Annotated in this window: 19 protein-coding genes and 1 tRNA gene; 7 read left to right on the top strand and 13 right to left on the bottom strand. The window is 38.0% G+C overall.

Going from position 1 to position 21,945, the window contains the following annotated elements; genetic code table 11:
• Window positions 1-102: 102 nt before the first annotated feature.
• The 4 genes from B3600_RS20480 to B3600_RS20495 all read right to left on the bottom strand — a co-directional run bounded on the left by B3600_RS20480 (window position 103) and on the right by B3600_RS20495 (window position 4,887).
• Window positions 103-1,923, bottom strand: a complete 1,821-nt coding sequence (locus tag B3600_RS20480) for a hypothetical protein (protein ID WP_286754235.1) — start codon at window positions 1,921-1,923, stop codon at window positions 103-105.
• 121 nt (window positions 1,924-2,044) lie between these two features.
• Window positions 2,045-2,437 carry a hypothetical protein gene (locus B3600_RS20485; RefSeq protein ID WP_286754236.1) on the bottom strand — a complete coding sequence of 131 codons (393 nt, stop codon included), beginning with the start codon at window positions 2,435-2,437 and terminating at the stop codon, window positions 2,045-2,047.
• 151 nt (window positions 2,438-2,588) lie between these two features.
• Entirely contained in the window at window positions 2,589-3,581 is a 993-nt protein-coding gene (locus B3600_RS20490) for a hypothetical protein (RefSeq protein ID WP_286754237.1), read from the bottom strand.
• Window positions 3,582-3,753: 172 nt separating this feature from the next.
• On the bottom strand, window positions 3,754-4,887 hold the full coding sequence (locus tag B3600_RS20495) for a tyrosine-type recombinase/integrase (RefSeq protein ID WP_286754238.1): 1,134 nt from the start codon (window positions 4,885-4,887) through the stop codon (window positions 3,754-3,756).
• 221 nt (window positions 4,888-5,108) lie between these two features.
• Here B3600_RS20495 and B3600_RS20500 point away from each other — a divergent pair.
• Window positions 5,109-5,181, top strand: a tRNA-Lys gene (locus tag B3600_RS20500).
• Window positions 5,182-5,425: 244 nt separating this feature from the next.
• On the top strand, window positions 5,426-5,890 hold the full coding sequence (locus B3600_RS20505; protein ID WP_046673283.1) for a response regulator: 465 nt from the start codon (window positions 5,426-5,428) through the stop codon (window positions 5,888-5,890).
• A gap of 99 nt (window positions 5,891-5,989) precedes the next feature.
• On the opposite strand, the gene B3600_RS20510 is transcribed toward B3600_RS20505, so the two are convergent.
• The 5 genes from B3600_RS20510 to B3600_RS20530 all read right to left on the bottom strand — a co-directional run bounded on the left by B3600_RS20510 (window position 5,990) and on the right by B3600_RS20530 (window position 12,462).
• A complete protein-coding gene (locus tag B3600_RS20510) occupies window positions 5,990-7,075 on the bottom strand; it encodes a hybrid sensor histidine kinase/response regulator (protein ID WP_286754239.1) in 1,086 nt (361 codons plus the stop codon).
• Window positions 7,076-7,156: 81 nt separating this feature from the next.
• Window positions 7,157-9,307 (bottom strand): sensor histidine kinase, encoded by a 2,151-nt coding sequence (locus tag B3600_RS20515; protein ID WP_070562755.1) that lies wholly within the window; start codon window positions 9,305-9,307, stop codon window positions 7,157-7,159.
• A gap of 9 nt (window positions 9,308-9,316) precedes the next feature.
• A complete protein-coding gene (locus B3600_RS20520) occupies window positions 9,317-10,081 on the bottom strand; it encodes a methyltransferase domain-containing protein (RefSeq protein ID WP_070562758.1) in 765 nt (254 codons plus the stop codon).
• Window positions 10,081-10,890 carry a hypothetical protein gene (locus tag B3600_RS20525; protein ID WP_070562848.1) on the bottom strand — a complete coding sequence of 270 codons (810 nt, stop codon included), beginning with the start codon at window positions 10,888-10,890 and terminating at the stop codon, window positions 10,081-10,083. Before B3600_RS20525 ends, B3600_RS20520 begins: the two co-directional genes overlap by 1 nt.
• A 237-nt stretch (window positions 10,891-11,127) precedes the next feature.
• The gene (locus B3600_RS20530) at window positions 11,128-12,462 is read right to left on the bottom strand and encodes a metal-dependent hydrolase family protein (RefSeq protein ID WP_286754240.1); all 1,335 of its coding nucleotides are present in this window, start codon (window positions 12,460-12,462) and stop codon (window positions 11,128-11,130) included.
• A gap of 168 nt (window positions 12,463-12,630) precedes the next feature.
• On the opposite strand from B3600_RS20530, the gene B3600_RS20535 reads away from it, so the two are divergent.
• From B3600_RS20535 to B3600_RS20555, 5 genes are all read left to right on the top strand, one after another.
• A complete protein-coding gene (locus B3600_RS20535) occupies window positions 12,631-13,488 on the top strand; it encodes a LytTR family DNA-binding domain-containing protein (protein WP_286754241.1) in 858 nt (285 codons plus the stop codon).
• 103 nt (window positions 13,489-13,591) lie between these two features.
• Window positions 13,592-14,374, top strand: coding sequence for a CPBP family intramembrane glutamic endopeptidase (locus B3600_RS20540; protein WP_286754242.1), 783 nt, complete (start codon window positions 13,592-13,594; stop codon window positions 14,372-14,374).
• A 190-nt stretch (window positions 14,375-14,564) separates the two neighbouring features.
• A complete protein-coding gene (locus B3600_RS20545) occupies window positions 14,565-15,695 on the top strand; it encodes an SH3 domain-containing protein (protein WP_286754243.1) in 1,131 nt (376 codons plus the stop codon).
• A 150-nt stretch (window positions 15,696-15,845) separates the two neighbouring features.
• Complete coding sequence (locus tag B3600_RS20550; protein ID WP_112375143.1) at window positions 15,846-16,322, top strand: hypothetical protein; 477 nt, start codon at window positions 15,846-15,848, stop codon at window positions 16,320-16,322.
• A gap of 7 nt (window positions 16,323-16,329) precedes the next feature.
• On the top strand, window positions 16,330-16,797 hold the full coding sequence (locus B3600_RS20555; protein WP_070562774.1) for a hypothetical protein: 468 nt from the start codon (window positions 16,330-16,332) through the stop codon (window positions 16,795-16,797).
• Between the two features lie 129 nt (window positions 16,798-16,926).
• On the opposite strand, the gene B3600_RS20560 is transcribed toward B3600_RS20555, so the two are convergent.
• The 4 genes from B3600_RS20560 to B3600_RS20575 all read right to left on the bottom strand — a co-directional run bounded on the left by B3600_RS20560 (window position 16,927) and on the right by B3600_RS20575 (window position 21,787).
• The gene (locus B3600_RS20560) at window positions 16,927-17,676 is read right to left on the bottom strand and encodes a LytR/AlgR family response regulator transcription factor (RefSeq protein WP_286754244.1); all 750 of its coding nucleotides are present in this window, start codon (window positions 17,674-17,676) and stop codon (window positions 16,927-16,929) included.
• 122 nt (window positions 17,677-17,798) lie between these two features.
• Window positions 17,799-18,866 carry a sensor histidine kinase gene (locus tag B3600_RS20565; protein WP_070562780.1) on the bottom strand — a complete coding sequence of 356 codons (1,068 nt, stop codon included), beginning with the start codon at window positions 18,864-18,866 and terminating at the stop codon, window positions 17,799-17,801.
• 6 nt (window positions 18,867-18,872) lie between these two features.
• Entirely contained in the window at window positions 18,873-19,487 is a 615-nt protein-coding gene (locus B3600_RS20570; RefSeq protein WP_286754245.1) for a tetratricopeptide repeat protein, read from the bottom strand.
• Between the two features lie 152 nt (window positions 19,488-19,639).
• Entirely contained in the window at window positions 19,640-21,787 is a 2,148-nt protein-coding gene (locus tag B3600_RS20575; protein WP_112375138.1) for a TonB-dependent receptor, read from the bottom strand.
• Window positions 21,788-21,945 lie beyond the last annotated feature (158 nt).

Raw genomic sequence — 21,945 nt, forward strand, 5'->3', positions numbered from 1 at the left:
ACGTGAGAAATTCAATAGTCAAGAAGCTCCATCCACAATAAAAGTAGATATTAACCTAGATTTTATCATGGACGGAGAACATACTCTCGACGAGATGCTGTTTTAATTAAAAATCTTCTCCACTATCACAAAGCCTTTCACCTTATTTCTTGAGGTCCGATTACTAAGTTTGAAAAATCGTTGAAAATCCGTCAAATATTTCTTCTTATTCTTGTAGGGCAGGTTATACTTCTCCACCAAACTTTTGAACGTGGCACCTATCATTTTACCTGAATAGAATTCATTAATGCTGAATATAGTATGTAATTCATCTAAAAAGTCAAAGTTGCTCGCTCCATCTCTTTCTTTATCATGCTTCGCTATCGCATCGACGATATGTTTTTTGGAGTACGCTATTTTGCCAAGCTCTTCTATTCCGATTTTGTGATATGCTTCGATGATCTCAGGATGTTTTGATTTCAATCGGTAAAGCTCATCTTCCGAAAAGGCTATAGCAAAAACATCCTGTTTAGCACTATAAATGTTTTGTAATCTATCAGCAATGTCTCGTACAATGTCGATGTAATTTTTTACGCCATTTACAGTCGGATAAAAACTTGATATATTGAATATATAATCTCTATGGTTTAATAAAAATTGTTTGCGTAACTGCTCTGAATTTAAAGAGTTTCTCAATAACTCGGGGTCAGTGAAGTTGGCTTTCAGTTCTTCTTTTTGAAGATAGTTATCAACCATAAAGTAATTAATACGACCGCTATCGTTTAAAAACCTTGCATACGATATTCTTTCTAAAGCCTCCGTCAGAGTTTCTTTCGCTCCTTCATTGGTACTTACATCGCGCAGGGATTGAATAGTTTTATAAGTTTCGGCGCAACCCTTCAAATACGCTTTAGCCTCGTTCGGAGTTCTGTAATGTAGCTCCGAATCGTGATTCGTAATGTATGTTAGCGATGCAAGTTCGATACCACGAAATCTTCCAGCAATCTGTATGAGATCCGAATATGGATCGATCATAGTGTGTTCTGCGATATTAAGATCGGTAAGTAAAATTACATGAGGTTTTTCATCCACGTAGATATCTACTGCCGAGTAAAATCTACTGGTTAGGAAGTTGTATTTTCTAAATTCACTCTCGTCAATATCATAATGCACTGAAACACCACCATTACTTTTTACTTTGTCTGCGCTGTTGCTAGAACAAAATATTGCTGATTGCGTTTGAATACCTAGCTGTTCGATGACCGAGACTATACCAACTGTGCTGTTCAAGAAGATAAAAATCTGTTCATTTTCATTGACGATGATATTATCGTGCAAAGATTTTTTTAAAGCAGCAAAGGGGTTGTTTGTCTGAATTAAGTTGAGTTGTTTGGCATAATCGAAATCAGGCAATATCTCCAATATCTCGAAACTTTGCTTCTGAAACCGAGGGTCACTCGGAATAGTCGCTGTTGCTGATACAAAAGCTTTCATTTCGAATTTAAAGAAGTCTTCCATAGGAAGAATGATGTCTTTACGAAAGTCAATATCTTTGCTCGTGCGATCACACTCATCGAACAGCAAAAAGAACTCTTTATGCATATCCATGCCAACTCCTGCTATCGCTTCCGTTACTTTGTGAAAGGATTCGGGCGTAGTCATAATCTTCTTATATTTCACCTTTGGGTCTTTCAAGTAGTTTATGATCTGTGGAAGATAGATACCTTCGTATACCCCTAATATCTTGCCTTTGTGTGATTTCTTTTTGCCTTTGATCACGGGTACGTTCGGCTCTATAATGATAGAGTGCCTAGGTGTTATAATTTCAAGATGTGTGGCACCAATGCCGGTTAACGTTTTAAATAGAATACAATTTGATGGAATGCTTCCAATAATATCTTTAAGAAATTGGCTTTTGTAGATTATAACGAATCTTTTGTTCATATATATTATTAAAGTTTGGACATAGGAATTCCATTACCCATGTCAGGGTTAAAAAAATGATTGATAAAAATGGACTTGAATGATGATCCAAAGGGGGCCCTCCCTTGGCTTCGTGAGAAGTTTAGCTTAAAGAAGCGTCATAGACATCTTCGAGATTAAGATCTATTTTATGTGTATTCAATTCATAGATGTTAATCAATTTGGTTACTCCTTCAATGTCAGGTAACTTATAGCCACGATTTAGCTTAGCAGACTGTGCACTTACATGGTAGTATCCAATTTTTTTTTCCTCGTTATAATTCGGTGCGATTGACACATTTAACTTTAAGCCGCTGCTTAATTGATCAAAGAAGATTTCAAGTTTGTCTCGGTCATAACCTGATAACCTAACAAATTCCTGTTCGAATTTCTGCTTGTTGGCAAAAGATTGATCCTCGTTAAAGAAATCATTCGTGGTGAAAGTTTTCTTCTCTTCCTTTGTTGTCTTGCTCTTTAATTCTTTTAATTTACTCATATAAGATATTTTAAAATTGTTAATTGATTTGGTTCTGTGCACCTCCTCGTTTATCTATTGCAAATATCTGTATATAAATCTGATACAGGGATACATAGCTGACCTTTTGCTTCTGAGAGTCAGTTATTATTTGATGACAAGTGAGATTATTTTAAAAGTTCCAAAATGGAAGAGTTGAAATGTATGTCTCTTTCTTTGCAATTGTATCGTGGTTATTTAATATCGCTGTACTAATTAGTCCTAACCTAGCAAGGATTTCGTATGTAACTAATTTCCTATATCTAAGATTGTCTTCGCTTTTTCTTGTACTGTTAGCAAAAGTCAGTTGTTCCACATCGAAGAATTCTTGGACACATTTATAAATGTAGCCATTGAAAACTAAAGTGGCACTTTCACCTCTAAAAGCGTTGAATGACCTATCTGTTTTACGTCTCTCGGTGGTTGACTTACTTTTTTTCTTATTATTTATATCAGAAGATATGTTTTTTAAGGTTGCTAAAAAAGCCTCGTTATAGTTGATAGCATCATCGAGTACTAATATTCGTTCATGAATGGATTCGACTTTGATATTATCAATTTTCCCTCCATAATACTGTGCATTTGCATATGGACTATTTAGGTAAAGGTCTATTGTTCTATAAATTTCATTGTCAATAATACCTCTTTCAAGAGCGTAATTTTCGATATGGATATCGGGAATTTCATCTCCAAAATTACGTTTCTTGGTTAAAGTGACTGAAACATCTTTCAGCTCGGTATTCCTCCATTGCATCAAAGCTAATAAACGAAGATGAAATTGTTTTGCATGCTTTAAGAAGAAGATCTTATTCTTAAGGAGTGACTTCTCATTATCATTAAAATCCTCTTTAGGGACGATATCAGTCATTCCAAAGAGGAACGAATCTCTATATTCATGTTGTGCCTTGAGGAACACCATGTAAAATAACGTGTCTATTTTTTGTTGGAGGATTTCGTCAAATGGCTCGAAATTATTAAATCTATACTGCTCGTTGGTATTCAAATTCTTATAGTCCAAACAAGTTATCACCTCGTTAATCAATATATTTTTTAACTGTGGGCAATGCTTTAATAAGAGTTCCTTATCAATGTTCAAGTGTCTTTGAATTTCGGTTATTTCGAGCATATTATACGATGATTACAAGAAGACACAATCGAATCTAGGCTTAAGCCTAACAATTATCATGTCCTATATTTTTGCTAATTTTTACTTCAATTTTAAGCAAAAATAGCATATTATAACTCAGAGCGATCGTCTATATGCAAAAAGAGACAGCCTGATAAGACTGTCTCAAATACTAGAGTTCAGGCATTACATGCTTTAGCTCATCCGCATTATGAACACCTAAGCCCCGAAGATATTTAAGCGTTACAATCATATCGGAATGCCCCAACAGTTGTTGGAGTATGTGAAGATCTTTTGTTTTCTTGTAGACGTTTACGGAAGCTGTGTGACGGAATGAGTAGATCGTTTGGTTCTTCTCGATGATTCCTTCTTTTTCCATTAATTTGAACATTCTAGTCCAAGCGGTACTAAAATAGTATGGATTATTGGCATCAGGCATCCTTGTAAAGAGGTTATCATCGTGAGATAGATTTTCTAATCGTGTTATCAATAAAACCCTAACATAATTTGGTATTGGGACTATTCTAATCTTTTTCCCTTTGTTCTCATTACCCGACAGGTGTATTTCTGTAATGTTATTTTTGAAATGGTGACGTTTGAGCAATCTAATTTCATTGTGAGGACGTAGTAAACACCCATAACTGATTAAACAACATAGATATAGATCTGTATGATTTCTCTTTAAGAACTCTAGGACTTTTGGCAATTGATCTTCTGAATAAATTTTATGAAGCTTAGGGGTTGCCTTTCTTCGGTCTGTCCTATTAACAATTGAAGTGTTGAATTCAAAGTCTTTATCTATTTCTCCAAATACAGCCTTAATATGACGCCTTGAAATCATATAGTTGGAAGCACTTGAATTAAATTGATTCATGAATTCTTGAATTCTCGACCGTTGTAAGTCGTTTATATTCCCATTTAATTCTTCGCTTGTTAGAAATGCTTTTAATTTATTGGTTAGCTTCTCTAGATGGTGGACATATTTGGTTGACAAATTTGCCTTCTTCTTATTGTCAATAGCCATTTCTAACAACTCTCTTAAGGTGGTGTTCTCTATGGTTTTGATCTTTGTTAGGGATTTGTCTAAAGGGTATTTCCCGAACTCTATAGCCTTTTTAAATTCATACTCTAGAACCTTTAATTTTTCGATCCTGTCTTTTACTGTTAAGCAAGAGTTCGGCTGTATATCCAAGCCCAATTTTACACCAGTGTATTCTTTATATTTTTTGTCCCCTATTTTTATATAGATATACGAACGTTTCTTTAAATCATTGTGATTTGATATTGTGATTTGTGTATTTATCATTAGTGCTGTTCTCGCACCGTTCTCGCAATAGGTGTTATCTATTACGCTTTATTGTATGAATAAATAAATGTTATAATAATGCTGTAACAAATGGGGTGATTCGAAGCTTCTTTTAGGTTTGATAAAACGCTAAAATCTTGCTTGAATGTCATAAAAGTCAAAAAAATATTCTTTTCCACTTGACTTTCTCTTTGGTGAATCTTACATTTGGATTATCGAATGACTTCGTAGCTCAGTTGGTAGAGCAACAGACTCTTAATCTGTGGGTCCTGAGTTCGAGCCTCAGCGGGGTCACTTTCAAAAAAGCCGTTTTACAAATGTAGGATGGCTTTTTTCAATACAAGTTGGATTATTTTCCCTAGGCAGCTATTAACTTTAAATCTTTTTTCTAATGTTGAATGTTATAATCATCGGATAACGAATCCATTATTTTTATCAGCTATCCCGTATTATTTCTGCTAGGAAAACATAAAACTCTTTAATCTGTTATTAATTCAGCGAATTTATTACGTAAATTTGTATTTCAGACGATAAGCTTATGGAAGACAAGAAGATTTCGATATTGTACGTTGACGACGAAGAAAACAATCTGTTTTCTTTTAAAGCGACATTTCGACTAAAGTATAAAGTGTTTACGGCAATTAGTGGTGCCGATGCAATCGATATTGTCAAAAACAACCAGATACATATTATCATTACTGATCAACGTATGCCGGAAATGACCGGTGTAGAGTTTTTGGAAGAGATTATTAAGATCAATGCAGCCCCAATGCGTATCCTTTTGACAGGATATACGGACATGGCAGCTGTCGTTGATGCGGTCAATAAAGGAAAAATCTTTCATTACCTCAATAAGCCTTGGAGTGAAGAGGAGCTCGATCAAACGATTCAACGCGCTTATGATGTCTATGCTGAGCGCCAAAAAATTGTGGAGACTAATTCTCAACTTGAGACTTCAAATGATCAGTTGGAGTTTTTGCTTCGGCAAAAGCTACTTTCCTAAAGGATTATAATTTTAGGAAAGTCAACTTTTATTTAAAATGTCTGTTTGCTTTGTGATGCTCTTCGCTGCCATCGCATCGGATTGCCGAAAGTGAAAGGATTATTTGCTCGGTATGACGACGGTAAAGGTTGTACCCTGATTGGGTTGTGATTGTACTTCGATTTTCCCTTGTAGTTTTAAGAGTGCATTCTGAACATTATAGAGCCCAAATCCCATGCCTTTCGCTTGATCACTGGCTCTAAAGAATAATTTAAAGATATCTTCAACATACTCTGGAGATATGCCTATTCCGTTGTCACTCACCATAATTTTAGCTTTACGTTCTGATACGGATACAGAGAGTTTGACGTACTGGTTTTCCTGCCCTTTACGTTGATATTTAAAAGCATTAGAAAGAAGATTATGCAAAATCAGTTCTAGAAGTGCTTTGTCTCCGCTAAAGATTTCTTTTTGATCCACTGAAATTTCAAAAGCCACATCCTTATTTTGCGTATACATGCTGTAAAACTGGCGTATGTTGCCAAAGAGCTCTTCGAAATTTATCGCTGACAACATGAGTTCTCCTCTTCGTAAAAGATAATAGTCGCGCAGACTGTCAATATAAGCATCTAAGCTGACCAAGGAACTATCCATCAGTGATAACAACTCATGGATACGATCTATGCTGTCAAACTCTAATCCAAGTTTCACCGCAGAAAGAACCCCGGTCAATGGATCACGAAGATCATGGCTAACGCTATAAGCGAACTTATCTAATTCATCATAAGCTTTTTGTAGCTCTTGATTCTTAACCTCTAGCATGGAGTTTGCAACATAAAACTTATTAGCTTCTTCTATTGCGGAAACGATTTCTTCATTCATCCAGGGTTTTCGGACAAACCTAAAAATATGGCCCTTATTAACTGCATCAATTACAGTTTCCATATTGGCATAAGCCGTTAAAAGAATACGGATTGGTTTTGGAAAATCTTTTTTAATGCGGTGCAAAAAATCGATGCCCATCTCATCCGGCATACGTTGGTCACAGAAGATAATACGGATATCAGGATGAGCATGAAGGATCGTTTCGGCCTCACTCGTATTGGATGCTGTATGGATAGCGTAATCGTATCTAAAGTTCGCTTTAAAGCTAACCAAATTGTTTACTTCGTCATCGATATATAATATTTCAAGCTCCCTCTGCATAATTTTATTATATGGTTTTATCCCTTACAAAAGATATGAAAAAATAATAGTTAATTGAACTATTTTAAGTTTATAGTGGTATTAATTGTTTTGTTGAATTGGAATGAGGAGTGTAAAGCTTGTACCCTGTCCCACTTCTGAATCTACGATAATTTTACCATGATGTTTCGCAATGGTATTATAGGCTATGGACATTCCCAAACCAGTACCTTCGCCAACGTCTTTTGTTGTAAAAAATGGTTCGAATATCCGTTCATGAATTTCTTTTGGAATACCTATACCATTGTCTGCGATTTTGATAAAGACGGAGGTATTATCCGCGTGAACTCCGGTCTCAATCCATATTTTACCACCAACATCGTGATTAAACTTCTTATTCACGGCGTAAATAGCATTTGTCACAATATTCAAAAAGACCTGATTGAGTTTGCCGGCATGACATTCGACCTTTGGCATATCACCATAGATCTTATCAACTTCAATCGTGTTATTTAATAAACTATTGAGGATAACCATTGTTGACTCCAACCCCTCGTTTAGATCTGCAAATTTTAATGTATCCTCGTCTACGCGCGAGAAGATCCGCAAACTCTTTACTATTTCGGCGGTCCTATGGGCCCCATCATGCATCCCTTTTAATAGAAAATCTACCTCTGTTTTCAGATAATCAATATCCAGGTCCTCCTTGAATTTTTTGATCTGCAATTGCTTTTCCGTTTCGGATATCCCCTCTTTAAAAGCTATACGTTCTACCTCCTCCAGCGTTTCCCAGATCATCTTGATATCACGCTTTAATGGAGCGACATTGGATGTAACAAAGTTGATTGGATTGTTGATCTCGTGCGCAACCCCCGCAGTCAGTTGACCAAGAGAGGCCATCTTTTCGGCTTCGACAAGTTGAGATTGTGTTTCCTTCAAGTGGGTAAGAGTGGTTTGTAGAGACTCATTAGATTCTGTTAATTCACGTGTCCGCTCATCTACTTTTTGTTCCAATACGATATTTTGCTCGCGTATCAACTTTTCGTTTTCTAATGAGATCGCTAATTCCCTGACTTGTGATGCTTCTTTTTCTTCTTTTAAGATATTGATACTATAAGCTAGACCGAAGGACAATAAGGCCATCTCCACAACAGATGCAATTTGTACGGCGTTACTCGTAAAATCGTTATATTTTAAAATGCCATAATCTTTCAATAAAAAGACGACAGAACCTAATAGTAAAATTGTCCAACCGTAAACAAAATATTTAGCTGGTTTATAGCCATTTATCATTACCCGATAGGATAAGTAAAGGACAAATAAAGAGCCTGCTCCTGTTGTTAGCTGCATAACCATGAACGCTGGTTGTGTAAGGTTGAGCAGTGTAAGAAGGCTACCAACGACAAAAAGGATGATAAAAGCAGTAATCACACGTCTTGACCGAGGAGCATTTTTCGGTAATTGAAGAAATGAATCTGCAAAAAGCAGGGCGCATAAGCCTGATAAACATCCGAAGATAATAGGACCTTTTGTTGCAAAATATGTCCAATTTGGCCACAGATACTGAAAACTATAACCTTTAATGCCCATTTGTGTTATTCCTGCACAAAGAACATAAAGGACATAATACAGATAGCCCCTTTCACGAACTGAAAAAAACAGGAATAAATTGTATATCGCCATAATCCCGACAATACCAATATAGATCCCGCTTATCAAACTGTCGTCATTCATCTCTTTTAAGAAACTGCGCTCATTACTTAAATAGATCGGGAGAATAATCTGTTCCGTACTTTTTACACGAAGAAAAAAGATCGTTTTCTCATATCCGGGTAATTGGATGTCGAATGCGTAATTAGGAACCTTATATTTTCTAGCCGAAAAAGATTGATGCTCGCCCAGTTTGATCGACTTATAATGCCCATTTGATGATGGTACAAAAAGTTCGACCTCATCCAAGAGAGGGTAGGCAATTTCGAGCAAGAGTTCAAGTTTCTCTTTTCCCTTATTTGTCACAGGCAATCGGAACCAGATGTCAGTGGGTGATATGCCCAAATTGGGTACCTTGCTTTCTAACGACTGGAAGGAGGAAGCTGAAGTATCCGCAAAGTTAGGCTCTCCTTTCCCCATATAACGCTCGAGACCATATCCGATCAATACACGCTGCGTCGGTTGATCGATAATAACCTCTCCAAAACAAGTTGAACTGCACGTAAAAATAAATAAGAAGATCAAGTTAAGCCAGCATTTCATCACTATATGCTATTTTTTTGCTTCGGCAATAACTAAATTCATAGAAACAAGGAAACAACCCGCTTCATCAGCTTGGTCCAATGTGTTTTGAAATTCCTCCATTTCAGCTGTGCTCAACTTCCCTTTTTCGACCATCTCCAAAAGAATTTTATCTAAGAAAAGATAGCGGTTGGCTTCTTCTTTCGAGCGGGCTACCATACAGAATGTTTGCAATTGAACTTGTTTAAAGCCTTGAGTCAATAGGTCTGAAGTTAATTTATTCCCAGCCCAGCCATTGTTGACTTTTTCTTCGGTCAAATAATGGCATATCTTAGCCTCAATACCCACATGCTTGCTGTAAAATGTCAGGCTATTCCAGATCGTCTCGACGATGACTAGGGGTTGACCTTCACGCAAAACACGGTGAACCTCAGCAAACATTTTCGGTGCTTCCGGAAGATGTTGTACAACACGTTCCATTCTGATGCCAGCAATGGAATTATCTGTAAAGCTAAGTTGATTAACTTCACCCTGAACAAAGTCGACGTTCTTTACCTCCACACTGCTTGTTTTGGCATGTTCGATTAAAGCCTTATCATGATCCAATCCAACGACAAGAACGTTATGGCCTAGCATATTAGCTAAATTGATGGCATCCATTCCAGTGCCACAACCTAGATCGACGACAACGCCCTCTTTAATCGTATTAAAAGGAGTATATGAATGTATTTTTAATTGTTTAAGAAAATCACCGGTATCCATTAAATAGCCGGCACCATAATGTTTAGTGTCCATTATAAGATATTTAAATTACGATCATCTGGTTTGTGATCTAATGATGTATGTTTCAGGTTTTTAATAATTTCATTTAAATCCCATTGATTGAGATTCGGAATATCGATTTGATAATGAATTTCAATTTCCTTATTCCGCAAAGTTTCTATGCGGACAATATTGGAATTATTCCGAAGTGATAAAATTGCATCTTTGTTTTCTTGATCGGCTTCGGTCAAGGTGTCAAGATTACGCATAATCATTACCGTAGCCAGCAGATCCAGCTTAGGATAATAGAACGTGCCATTATTTCCAACACTTGTATCAATGCGGTAGCCAACACTTTCTGCTAATTTCACCGTGTAAGGAGCACATAAAGCAAAGAGCGATTTAATGCCAACCTGTGTGCTGATAGCGGCACCAGCCCTCGTCAAAAATATGCTGCCAATACCATATCCAGCGATCTCCCGGGAATTCCAAAGCCCACAACCTTCACCGGTTCCCTGTTGCGCATAATCATAAACAAGGTCTAAGATTTTGGCATCCATCGCTCCCGTGGCCTGTTCAATCGGAAGTGGTTCACTCCCTCCAGATACGTGTATACGTACTCCACCATAGACTTTATCACCATCAAGGGATTCTACGATCAGTACGAATGATGCGGGATTGTACATCCAGTCATTTTTGGAAGAAGTTACTTTCTTTACGCCTATAGCAGTTAACACATGCGCGTGTCCTTCTATGAAACGTTCACAGGTTTGGGGATCGTCGATAGCCCGAAATGCTCTTAGTCTTACTACTGGACGCCCGTCGTTGAATAATAATGCCACCGAATGCTTTGATTTATCGTTTAAACGCAAAACTAATCAATTAAATGCAAAGGTGTTTACTCTTCAAATAAATTATACCGTAATGCAACCGCCTGCACCATGTGATGGTAAAATTGTTTGATTCCTTTTTCACCTTGACGAGCCAAAATAGCCCGTTTTAACTGATGTCATCGAAAATACATTTTATCATCTTAAGATGTGGATTTTCGAGATACAATAAATTTGACCTTGTAAATATTAATGCCTCTGGAGGCTATTTTTATGAATCTGACCGTCTTTTATGATCAACAAAAAGTTTTTTTCTGGATCTGCCAATAGTTTTAAATTCTTAAGCGGATCTCCGTCTACAAGGATCAGATCTGCCAAAGCTCCTTCTTCTACTATTCCCAACTTGCCAGGATAAGGACTTCTTAATCCCGAAAGCTGCAGAAGCTCACCGTTGTCTTGAGTAATCATTTTAATGATCTCGGCATTTGTAAACCACTTTTGAAGTCGCAAAATAAAAGCATTCTGCATTTTATTCAGTTCCGGCTCAAAAAGGAAATCTGTACCCCAAGCTAGCTTTACTCCATATTTTTTAGCCATTGGCCATACTTTTTCCTGACCTTCAATGACGGGTTTACGCTTGATTCTTCGTTGTGGATCCATATCGGGCGTATCTTCCACCAGGTTTTGTAAACTAAGCCAGATATTTTTTTTTGCGATCAGCTGTAAAGTTTCTTCGTCGAGCAATTGTCCATGTTCAATACATTTTACACCAGCTTCGATCGCTCTTCGAATTGCTCTTGGCGTATACGCATGTACGGTGACATAGGTTCCCCAGTCTTCGGCTGCTTCTACTGCTGCTTTCATTTCGTCTAGCGTATATTGGGTAACATCCACAGGATCGTATGCTGAAGAAGTTCCCCCACCCGCCATGAGTTTAATCTGACTTGCTCCGAATCTCAGATTCTCTCGTACTGCAGTCAGAACCTCATCACGACCATCGGCGATGAATGTTGCTCCATATCGCTCCGCACGAGAGACAATACCAAAAAAACGACGCGATTTTTCCTCCGGTGTCCGAAAATCTCCATGCCCCGCTGTTTGACTAACAACAGCACCAGAAGGCCATATTCTAGGGCCTAGAAGCTTACCCTTGTCGATCGCCGCCTTTAATGGAAATATAGGGCCACCGACATCTCGTACACTTGTAAAACCCCGCATTAACATCTGTTGCGCCGAGAGCCCCACCGTGTTGATCAAGAATTCCTCGGAAAGGTCATTTGTCATCATTTGAGGCATTGTCAAAGCTCCAAATACCAAATGGACATGTACATCAATCAATCCAGGCATTAGGGTTTTGCCTTTAGCGTTTATTTTAACGATATTCTTACCTTGCACGTCAATAGGAGATGTACTAATGGTTTGAATCGTGTTACCGTTTATTAAAACATGTTTTGGCGGAGTTAACATTTGAGTTTTATAATCGAGCAGTTTAACATTTTCTATTAAAACTTGCTTTTCCTGTGCTTGGATGACATGGATAAAAGCCGAGCAAAGAAATAAAGTAAGTAGTTGACCTAAACGCATAATTTGGAGAATTACGTTAATATATAATATGACAAATCAATTTTAATTCGAGCGACTAATGTTGGCTTGAAAAAATATCTTCTAAGTTAAATCATAAATTCAATATATTTCAATTTTTTCGCTATAAATTTTCACTCTGCCGGCCAAAAACGCTAAATTTATCCAATCATGATATATAAAAAGCCTGTTCTAAATTATTTAAATAGCGTAATTCCCAAAATTGTATCCATAAGAGAGCTGCTCTCCTATGGCTCTTTACTCGGCTTATCCGCTTATGTATTCCTACTGGTTTTTCAGCCATTTGGAACGTATAATTTTGAGCATGCCTATAAATTTAGCTTGTTATCCGGATATGGGGTTATATTATCCGTTGCATATGCCTTAATTTCTGTCCTCTTACGTAAAAAAAGAGGAACAATTGCGATAGAACTATTTCGTATTTTTCTTGTGCTCCTATTATCAGTTTTTTTAAATTTCGTCTATCATGGCTGGTTCATCAATCAGGCCCCATTACAGTGGAATAACCTCCCCTATATTGGATTTTACACACTTTCACTTTACAGCCCAATTGCTACGATTTATTTTTTGCTTCGAGTTGATAAGCGTCATTCGTATTATGAAAAGAATAATTCGTCGATTGAACGTTTATCGATAAAGCCAGCGATCATATTGAGCCAAATGAATGACTGTCATTTAGGGCTGGTCGATATCCCCAATGGTAATCAATCGTTAAAGTTACTGCCGAGCGATTTTATTTTTGCAAAATCAATGGATAATTATTGCATGATCTATTTTAGGAAGGATGGTACGGTAAAGAAGCAGATGGTACGAATTACGTTGAGCCGATTGTCTGAACTCTTGAATACAATGTCTATTCACCGATGTCATCGGTCGTTTCTTGTTAACTTTGAAAAAGTAATTGCAAAGGAAGGGAATGCCCAAGGTTTCTTGTTACGTTTTGCAGATACTGAAGATTGTGCTGTTATTTCAAGGTCTGCTATGGAATCAGTTAGACCGTATTTATAGGGCAGAAGATCGCCTCGCTGTTGTCAGTCAGCCCTAAGTCTTGCCATACGCCACATAACTTTGTTTACTCATCATGAGGGGCATAATTTTGCTCAAAAAAAAGATGAACACAAAAAGTTTAAACCTGCTGGTATTATTCCTGTTCTTCGGAATATACTTTATCCTTGATAATTTGTTTTTTGCTAGGCTTCAACCCACGATGAGCAACTATGTCCACAGTAGATTTTTGGGGCATGTGCTGACGTATTCAATTAGCCTTGGACCACTGCTTTTGGGGGCAACGCTGCTTAAACCTAAAGTGCCGAATGAGTTCTTGGAAAAATTTGGTTTAAAGGGCTCTTTTTTACAGGGGCTATCTTTTGGAATTATAGCCACCTTACCCATGTTCTTGGGCTATGCCCTTGTTTTTACCTTCAACCGCAAAATAGATCCGAACACGCTATTAATAAATAGTGTGTCATCGGGTTTTTTTGAAGAAGTGATTTTTCGGGCCTATTTTTTTGGTTTAGTTTATCGCTATACCCGACTAGGTTTTATTCCATCCATTTTAGCCACCTCATTCCTTTTTGCTATACTGCATCTTTATCAGAGTCAGGATTTGGGAGAATTGGCCCTGATTTTTTGTACGACTTTCTTCGGCTCTATCCTATTTTCGTGGTTGTATGCCGAATGGAGTTTTAATCTTTGGATACCGATAGCACTTCATGTTTTGATGAATTTGGCATGGATGATCTTTGATGTTGCAGACAATGCTGCAGGAAATGGATGGAGCAATTTTTTCCGCTTCTTGACCATCTTTATCGCTATCATTAGTACAATTGTTCATGTACGGAAGTCAGAGGCCGGTTTACAAATTAAAGGGAAAAATTTATGGCTAAAAGATTAAAAATTCCGCGGGGTTTTAACGAGCCTTTGTGGCTATAGATATCCTATTCAAAGGATCTAGTCCAAATTTGGAATGAGCTTTAGATTTTACTTCGCTAAAACTGTGAACCTTTGGATAATCGTATTTGCTCTCGGAGAACCCCTGAAAACCAGTATTTTTTTTTGGCATGGGAATCGCTACCTTGACCTTTATGAATAGACAACTATTTTCACCCCTATCTTTATTCCTTGGAGCGACATTATTCATGGGAATCTTGAGCTGTGGTCACAATACGAGGGTTAATAATACAGATTTAAAGGATTCTTCTGAACTTAAAACCATTGCCGTGAAGGATACGATGGATGCTGCTAAATTTCCTCCTTTGCCGATTGACTATGACAGGACAAAGGTTTTAAAAAACACCTATGTTGTTGATCGTGCTGGAGTCGAACTTAGACAAGGTGCAGATGGAGCGGCTCCGCTATTAGGAAAATATCCCTATGGCACCAAGCTCGATGTGATCGGTGAAGAAGGAGAATGGGTTGCTGTCATGGACCGTATACAGCGCGATTACAAAGGGAGAAATGGCGAAACAGGTGATATTACACGATGGGAAAAGGTGTATGTAGCGAAGTCCAAGCTGGGGAAACAGGATCAGATTACAATTTCCCCCAGGGATTTAAATTCAATCGTTTCACTTACGATAAATGGTAAAGAAACGTATTATGAAAAGGGGCATTCTTTAGATAAGTATCTCCAGTTAGAGTTGATTGATAAGCAAACGTTCCTAGCCGCTCAGAATACGGCTAAAAATTACTTGATCAAGGATACCCTGTCTTATCCTAAAAACGGAAAAACCCTAGAATTGCCTTTGACCAATGGAAAAAAGTTAATTTTTACAGATAAGGATATCGATAATGAATTGGAAGCCAGTTATTCGTATAAAGGACATTATGATTTTCTAAATGCTTTTGCTGTTGATGGGAATTACTGGGAAAGTGCTGATGTGCGGCTTTTTGATAAACAAGACGGTCATCTTATTGTGGAATGTGGAGATTATCCCTTCTTTTCTGCCGATAAAAATTATCTGATGACTTTACACGCTGATCCCTATGAATCGACGGGTGACTTGCAGCTCTTCCACGTGAAACAAGGAAAGGTGACGCCGATGCTTTTTGTTCGTTTTAAAGAGTGGATGCCAACTTGGAAAGAGGAATTGATGTTTTGGGGCAAAGATGGATGCATATATACTGCTGCCAACCATATTGATGGCTATTGGGGCGATGAAGGATCGTTGAACGAACGATCACAGTTTATCCGAATAAGGATATTACCTTATTAAAGATCTATATAATTAAAGACCGGCATAAACTGTACTTTTATTCATTTGCTGTAGGCGTATATATTTACTATTTTTCTGTTTTAAGTAAAACTATTCTGGCATGCACCTGTTGTATTCCATAAAATAGATTATAGTTTGTAATTTAGCTGGATGAAACTAAGAATATTATCGTTATTTACTATCCTTTTTCTCTTTACTACGTTGTCTAAAGCACAAGATAAGCCCTGGAAACAACATAATAAATGGATCTGGGGTCCTTCAGTAGGGTATCAGTATCAAAGTGGTAATTTTCTGAAAGTTTCGGGCTGGGGATTATTTGCCCCGAATGATTTTCAATATATGAAAATTGATGCCGGAGCTAATTTCAGCTGGATGGAAGGTAAAACGACGGTTATTCCAGAGCTGGGATTTACTTACTATCTAAATGATTTTGTTCTTTTCCCTTTTGTGAAAGCAGAGTTAACACCTTACACTATAACGCCAAAAGTGGGGGCCAGTCTATTCTCCATTGTGGATCTGGGAATAGGTTATGGATTTGATTACAATACGAAGAAAAATTTTAAGCCGATTGACGGAATTACCGTTTCAGTAGGGGTAAATATTCCGCTCAATTTTCATATTTATTAATTGAAAAATGCGCAGTAAGACGATTTATAAACTCCTGGGGTCACTTGTTGTGTTGTTAGCGCTGGTTAGCAACCTAAAAGCGCAAGATTATTTAATCGGTCCTTCACTGAGTTATCAGTTCCAAAAAGGCAGTATATTAAAAACCGGCGCTTATTTCGCATTTCCTTTTAGTGGAGATCATATACTGCGAGCAGATGCTACAGCTAACTTTACATGGACACAAAAAAAGTTTGCCGTAATCCCTGAGGCCGGAATAACGTATTATCCCCAAACATATGTCTTGACTCCTTTTGTTCGTACAGAACTTACTCCATATACCATTACCCCCAAAGTTGGAGTGAGCTTGGCTACATTGGTGGATCTTGATTTTGGTTATGGATTATCCATCAATGAAAAAAAAGATTATAATCCGATAAAGGGTTTTGCGGTGTCTCTTCGATTTAGTATTCCGCTAAATTATCGGATCAATATGTAGCTCAGATTCTTCAATCAGCTTGTATATTTTCTCTGGGATATTTGCTTACCGCATGATTATGTCGTCGCTACGGTATCAGTATGCCCGCGTTAACTCCTGCTCGGAAGAAGTCTTTTGGTTTTTCCTGAACTAGTTGTCCAGCCAGTCTTTGAAGGCTGAGACTTTCTCCCGGGAGACAATGAGCTCTTCGGATTCATAATGCTTGAGGTATATTTTTAGCCGGGCATTGGAATGTACAGCAATATTTTTGATGGCATCAAATTGAATAATCGTGCTTCGATTGATCCTAAAAAATGCTTTGGGTGACAGTTGCGGTGTTAGTGCGTCCAATGTCTGATCCAAAAGATAGTTTCCATTTTCGTTGGTATAAAGGTAAGTGCCTTTGTTTTCGCTGTAAATGCATTCAACTTGCTGGCTTGTCACAACTTTTAGACTTTGGCCGATTTTGATTGTAAAGCGTTCCTTAAATATTGGGGCAGGGTTTCTAAACAACGCTTGAAGCGATGCCAGATCAAACTGGGGATTGGGGCGTCTAAATTGGCGGAATTTTTCAATTGCATTTTCCAATTCTTCATCTTCAATTGGCTTCAGCAGGTAATCGATGCTATTTTGTTTAAAAGCACGCAACATATATTCATCGTATGCGGTGGTAAAAATAATGGCCGAACTGGGTTTCACCTGCTCCAGGATGTCAAATGAAATCCCATCCGCGAGCTGAATATCCAAAAAAAGGAGGTCTGGGTCACTGTTTGACATAAACCACTCAATGGATTCTTCCACAGTTTGCAGTACAGCAGATACGGTGTAACCGAGTTCCTCAAGTTTTCTTCGAAGTAATCTCGCCGATGGAAGTTCGTCTTCTATAATTACTATTTTCATTACTTTTTTACGTGGTTATCGATCATCAGACCGTTGTATTGCTTAATTTGTTGAATCGTTGTGCCCATGCTATTGTTTTTGCTGTGCTTAGCTCCCGCATGTTTATTAAGAGCAGGTTACTTTTAAAAGACTATTTCATGGATAATAGGCAGTCCGACAGAAAATAATAGATCACTTTCTTGAATATACACAGGTAGATTGGACAGTATAGCATAACGTTCCTGAATATTTTTCAAACCGATTCCCGAATGATCATGGAGCACTTTCTTTTTTTGAAGATTGTTTTCAACATAGAGGTAATTATTTTTTCTATAAATCTTCAATAAAAGCGGCTTCCTGATCGAAATAATATTGTGTTTGATTGCATTTTCGATCAGTAATTGAAGGGAAAGCGGTAATATAAAACCAGTATGCTGTTCCGCATTGATCTGTAGATCGATCTGTATACCGGTTTCGAAGCGCAGACTCAAGAGGTTTAAATAAGCCTTTGAAAAAGTAAGCTCTTCCTGTAAAGAAACGAGGCTTTTGTCCCTTTGTTCCAATACATAGCGATATATCTTAGAAAGGTCTGTCGTAAACATGCTGGCTTTTTTAGGGCTTTCCTCAATTAATCCATTCAATACATTCAGGCTGTTGAACAAAAAATGTGGGTCGAGTTGATTCTTGAGCGACTCAAATTGTGCTGCTATTTGTTGTTTTTCCTGATGAGATTCTTTGATTTGGTAATCTTTGAATCTTTTATAGAAATAGAAACCAAAAAAAATCATTGAAATGCACCAAGATATCATCGCGGTTTGAAAATAATATGCAACACGTTGTTGATGAATAAATTGGTGGAAACGCTGAGCGAAATTTTTGGGAACACCCGGGTTAAAAAGTCCGGAGAAAAAAGCATTGACAATAAAAACGACCAGTACGGTCAAGAAAAAACTGATACTGTAAAAAACAATCATCTTCTTCCCAAAATCTTTACTGTTCGGGTACTTTTTTCCGACCCATTTCGATAGATAGCTGTGACCCAGAAAGAGAAAAAATCCATATAGTAAACCTCGGACCATATTAGGGTGAAAGATGATGGATACCCAAGGGACATCATTATGGTCAAGCTTGGCCACAACCACAAAATAGATGGTCACGACCAGGCTTGCGAGTAGTGCTTGTATAATCGCTTTAAATGGTGCTTTTTTCACAACGTGTTATTTGCATTCCTTTACGAGTTGTTCTGCCCGATCTTTGCCCCATGAAGGTGCAAATGGCGTAGTAATCTTCTCTTCACCGAATAAAGATAGTGCTTTCTTTACATCCTCACATTCTTTGTTGGTATCCTGGTTAAAATATTTTTTTGCGTTTATTTGGAATTCCGCTAGTCCCAATACAGCCCGGGGGTTGTTTGGCGCAAGGGAGATGGCTTTTTTATATAGAGCTATAATCTTAGGCGAAAGCTCTTTGGCTTTTGTCATGGGATCTGTGATCATCAATGCTGTTTGGTTCATCGCTTTCAGTACAAGCCATTCTGAATTGTTGTCCTGGGCGCTATTGTTTAGTATTTCTTCTGCAGACTGTATATATTTTGCCTGTGTCTCTTTATTTTTCTCCCTAAAGGATGCTGTTGTCAGTACCATGGCCTGATAATAGGCAGGAATCCAATTGTCCTTTTCTGCCTGTGCAATACGTTCTAAAAGAGCGGCCGCTTTTTGTGTCTCTCCCGATTGCCATAGACTCATGGCTTGTCCCATACTTTTTTCAAAATTGCCTTGTGCAAACGCGCTGCCGCTTATAAGGCAGATGAGGACGATAATAAATGATTTCATGATCTTTCGTTTTTAGTTTAAATATTTTTCTAAGTTATTGCTGTTGTGTTTGATGTATATGTTATTGATTGTTATTGAAGTTGGCAATCCTTCGCTGCAAACAGAAATAATTTTGGATGGACCGACGTATTTCGATGATGAGTTGATGCTTATTATAGATTGTCCAATTGATTGTCTTTTTCATTTTTACTGATTGTCCAGAAATAGCCTAGAAACACAAAGCGCTTGGCGGTAGGGACAATCGGTCTACGGTCATAGATTCCTTGTGAATTTGGTCGGTCTGCATATTGATAGCCATAGATTGGGCTAGCGCCAAGAACATTACTGACGGAGAAATGGATAATTTTTTGCTGGCTATAAAGGAACGACCAACTCATAGAAAGATTGTTGTAACCTTTTGTATGGCTATTCATAAATACTGTTTGATTGGGATCATTGTAATTTCTGCCGGATACAAACGAATTTGTCACACTGAGCTGTGAACGTAGACTGGGTAGCCAGTATTTTCCAACGATATAGAAACTGTGTTTGTAGACATAAGGGGGAGTAACTGTTGTCGGATAATTCGCGTCATTTCGCTTACTGTCCGTATAAGAATATGAAATCCAGTATTGGAGGTTTTTGATGCTGCTGTTGTTTTTGTAAAATAGGTCAAAGCCTTTGACCTTACCGCTTCCGTTATTGTCATATTGGGTGTCGTAATTTGGCGTCGCACTGTTGTATTTTACCAAATTGTTGTATTCTTTATGATAAGCTTCTAAGCGAAGTAAGTGCCCTCCACGGGCATAGAAATAATTTGCGATATAGTGATTGGCTTCCATCCAGCCAAGCTGAGGGGCATATTTTAATAGAGGTGTTGGTGCCTGCTGATGGAAGTTCCCATAGGCAAGTGAGAGCTGCGTATATTTATTTAATGCGTAGCCCAGCGAAGCTCTTGGTTCTAAAGTGTTCTTCGACTGCAAATTGGAGGAGGTTTCTCGTAAGCCGATTTTCCCGATTAAGTTCGGGAGGATGCCGAAGGTCGTTTCCGTAAATACGGCAGTCATCTTGCTATGATACCCGTAGTGATAACCAATGGTTTGTCGGTGATATTCTTCTTGATAATTGGTGTCGAAATATTCTATTCCGCCAATACTTTTAATCTTATTGTTCCAGACCTTACTTAGCATTCCTTTTAAGTGAAGACTTTTTTCTTCATTAGGTAGGTAAACGTCATCGTAGTGCAGCTTATCGGTCAGGTAGCCTAGGCCAATGCCGGACTGGAAAGTCCATCGGTTTCCCAGATTCTGACTGTAACTAATGTTGGCGTAGGCATTGTTGGATTTCTTTTTCAATGGGACAGGTTGCTCATAATTGATGTCTGCTTGGTAAAGTCCCATATTTTCGAAATTGTATGCCCCATAGATATTTAGAAAGCCTTCTTTAAACTGATGGCGATAGATCATTTCTCCGGAGGCGTTTTCATAGGGTTTTGTCCATTTGATATCTGGCGTAATAATTTTGGAATAAGGTTTTAAGTTGGTATAACTGCTGTTGAAGGTGAGGGAGTTTTTGCCCCATTGTAAGGTATGTCCCAAACCTAGTCCAACGGAAGATAGTGAAAACTCTGTTTTGCGTTGTTCTATGGTATTTTCGGTGTTTAGGGCTAGAATGCTGGATAGCGCATTACCAAATTCTGCCGAATAACCACCTGTAGAGAAATTTACGCCTTTAAAGAGCATGGGTGAAAATCGACCCCTTACAGGAACTTCATTTGGTGTTGCGGTGTAAGGTTGGGCTACTCTGATTCCATTGATGTAGGTCTGTGTTTCGGAGGCATCTCCACCGTGAACCATAAGACGTCCATTTTCTCCCCCAACCTGTGCACCGGGCAATGTTGCTAATGCGCTGATGATGTTTCCCATGCTGCCTGCCGTAGTGACAATATCCAATGGACTCATTACCGTGTTTTTTCCGGAGCTATTGGCTTGTAGCACCCCTGCCTGAATCGTGACTTCCTGTAGGCGATTCTCACTTTCTTGCATTTGAATAATAAGCAATTCTTTCTGAGGAAGCTGGATAGACTTACTATATGTTGGGAGGCCCACAACAGACGCTTTCAGCATTTTAGTACCTTGTTCACTAGTTTCAAACATAAAGTTTCCAAGCGAATCAGTCGTGCCGCCATCATAGGTGCCTTCAATAAAAACATTGGCTAAATATATCGGTTTGCCGTTTTTGCCCAGTACTTTCCCTTTTAAGATAGACTGTGCCGATACGATGGTAATACTTAAAAATAGTAAGGTTAATAACAGCTTCATTTTTCTTTATTTTTATTCAAATATCAGCGGCTGTAAGTGCTTCTGCGAAAAAGAGTGGATGGAATGTCAAAATATCATGACGAATTGCAGGATTCCAACTTTATGCTGTAAATTGATATCGAAAAGCAAAATTTCCTTCCTAAATAAGTTCCGCAATG

The organism is Sphingobacterium sp. UBA2480 (assembly GCF_002341965.1).
GTDB lineage: Bacteria > Bacteroidota > Bacteroidia > Sphingobacteriales > Sphingobacteriaceae > Sphingobacterium > Sphingobacterium multivorum.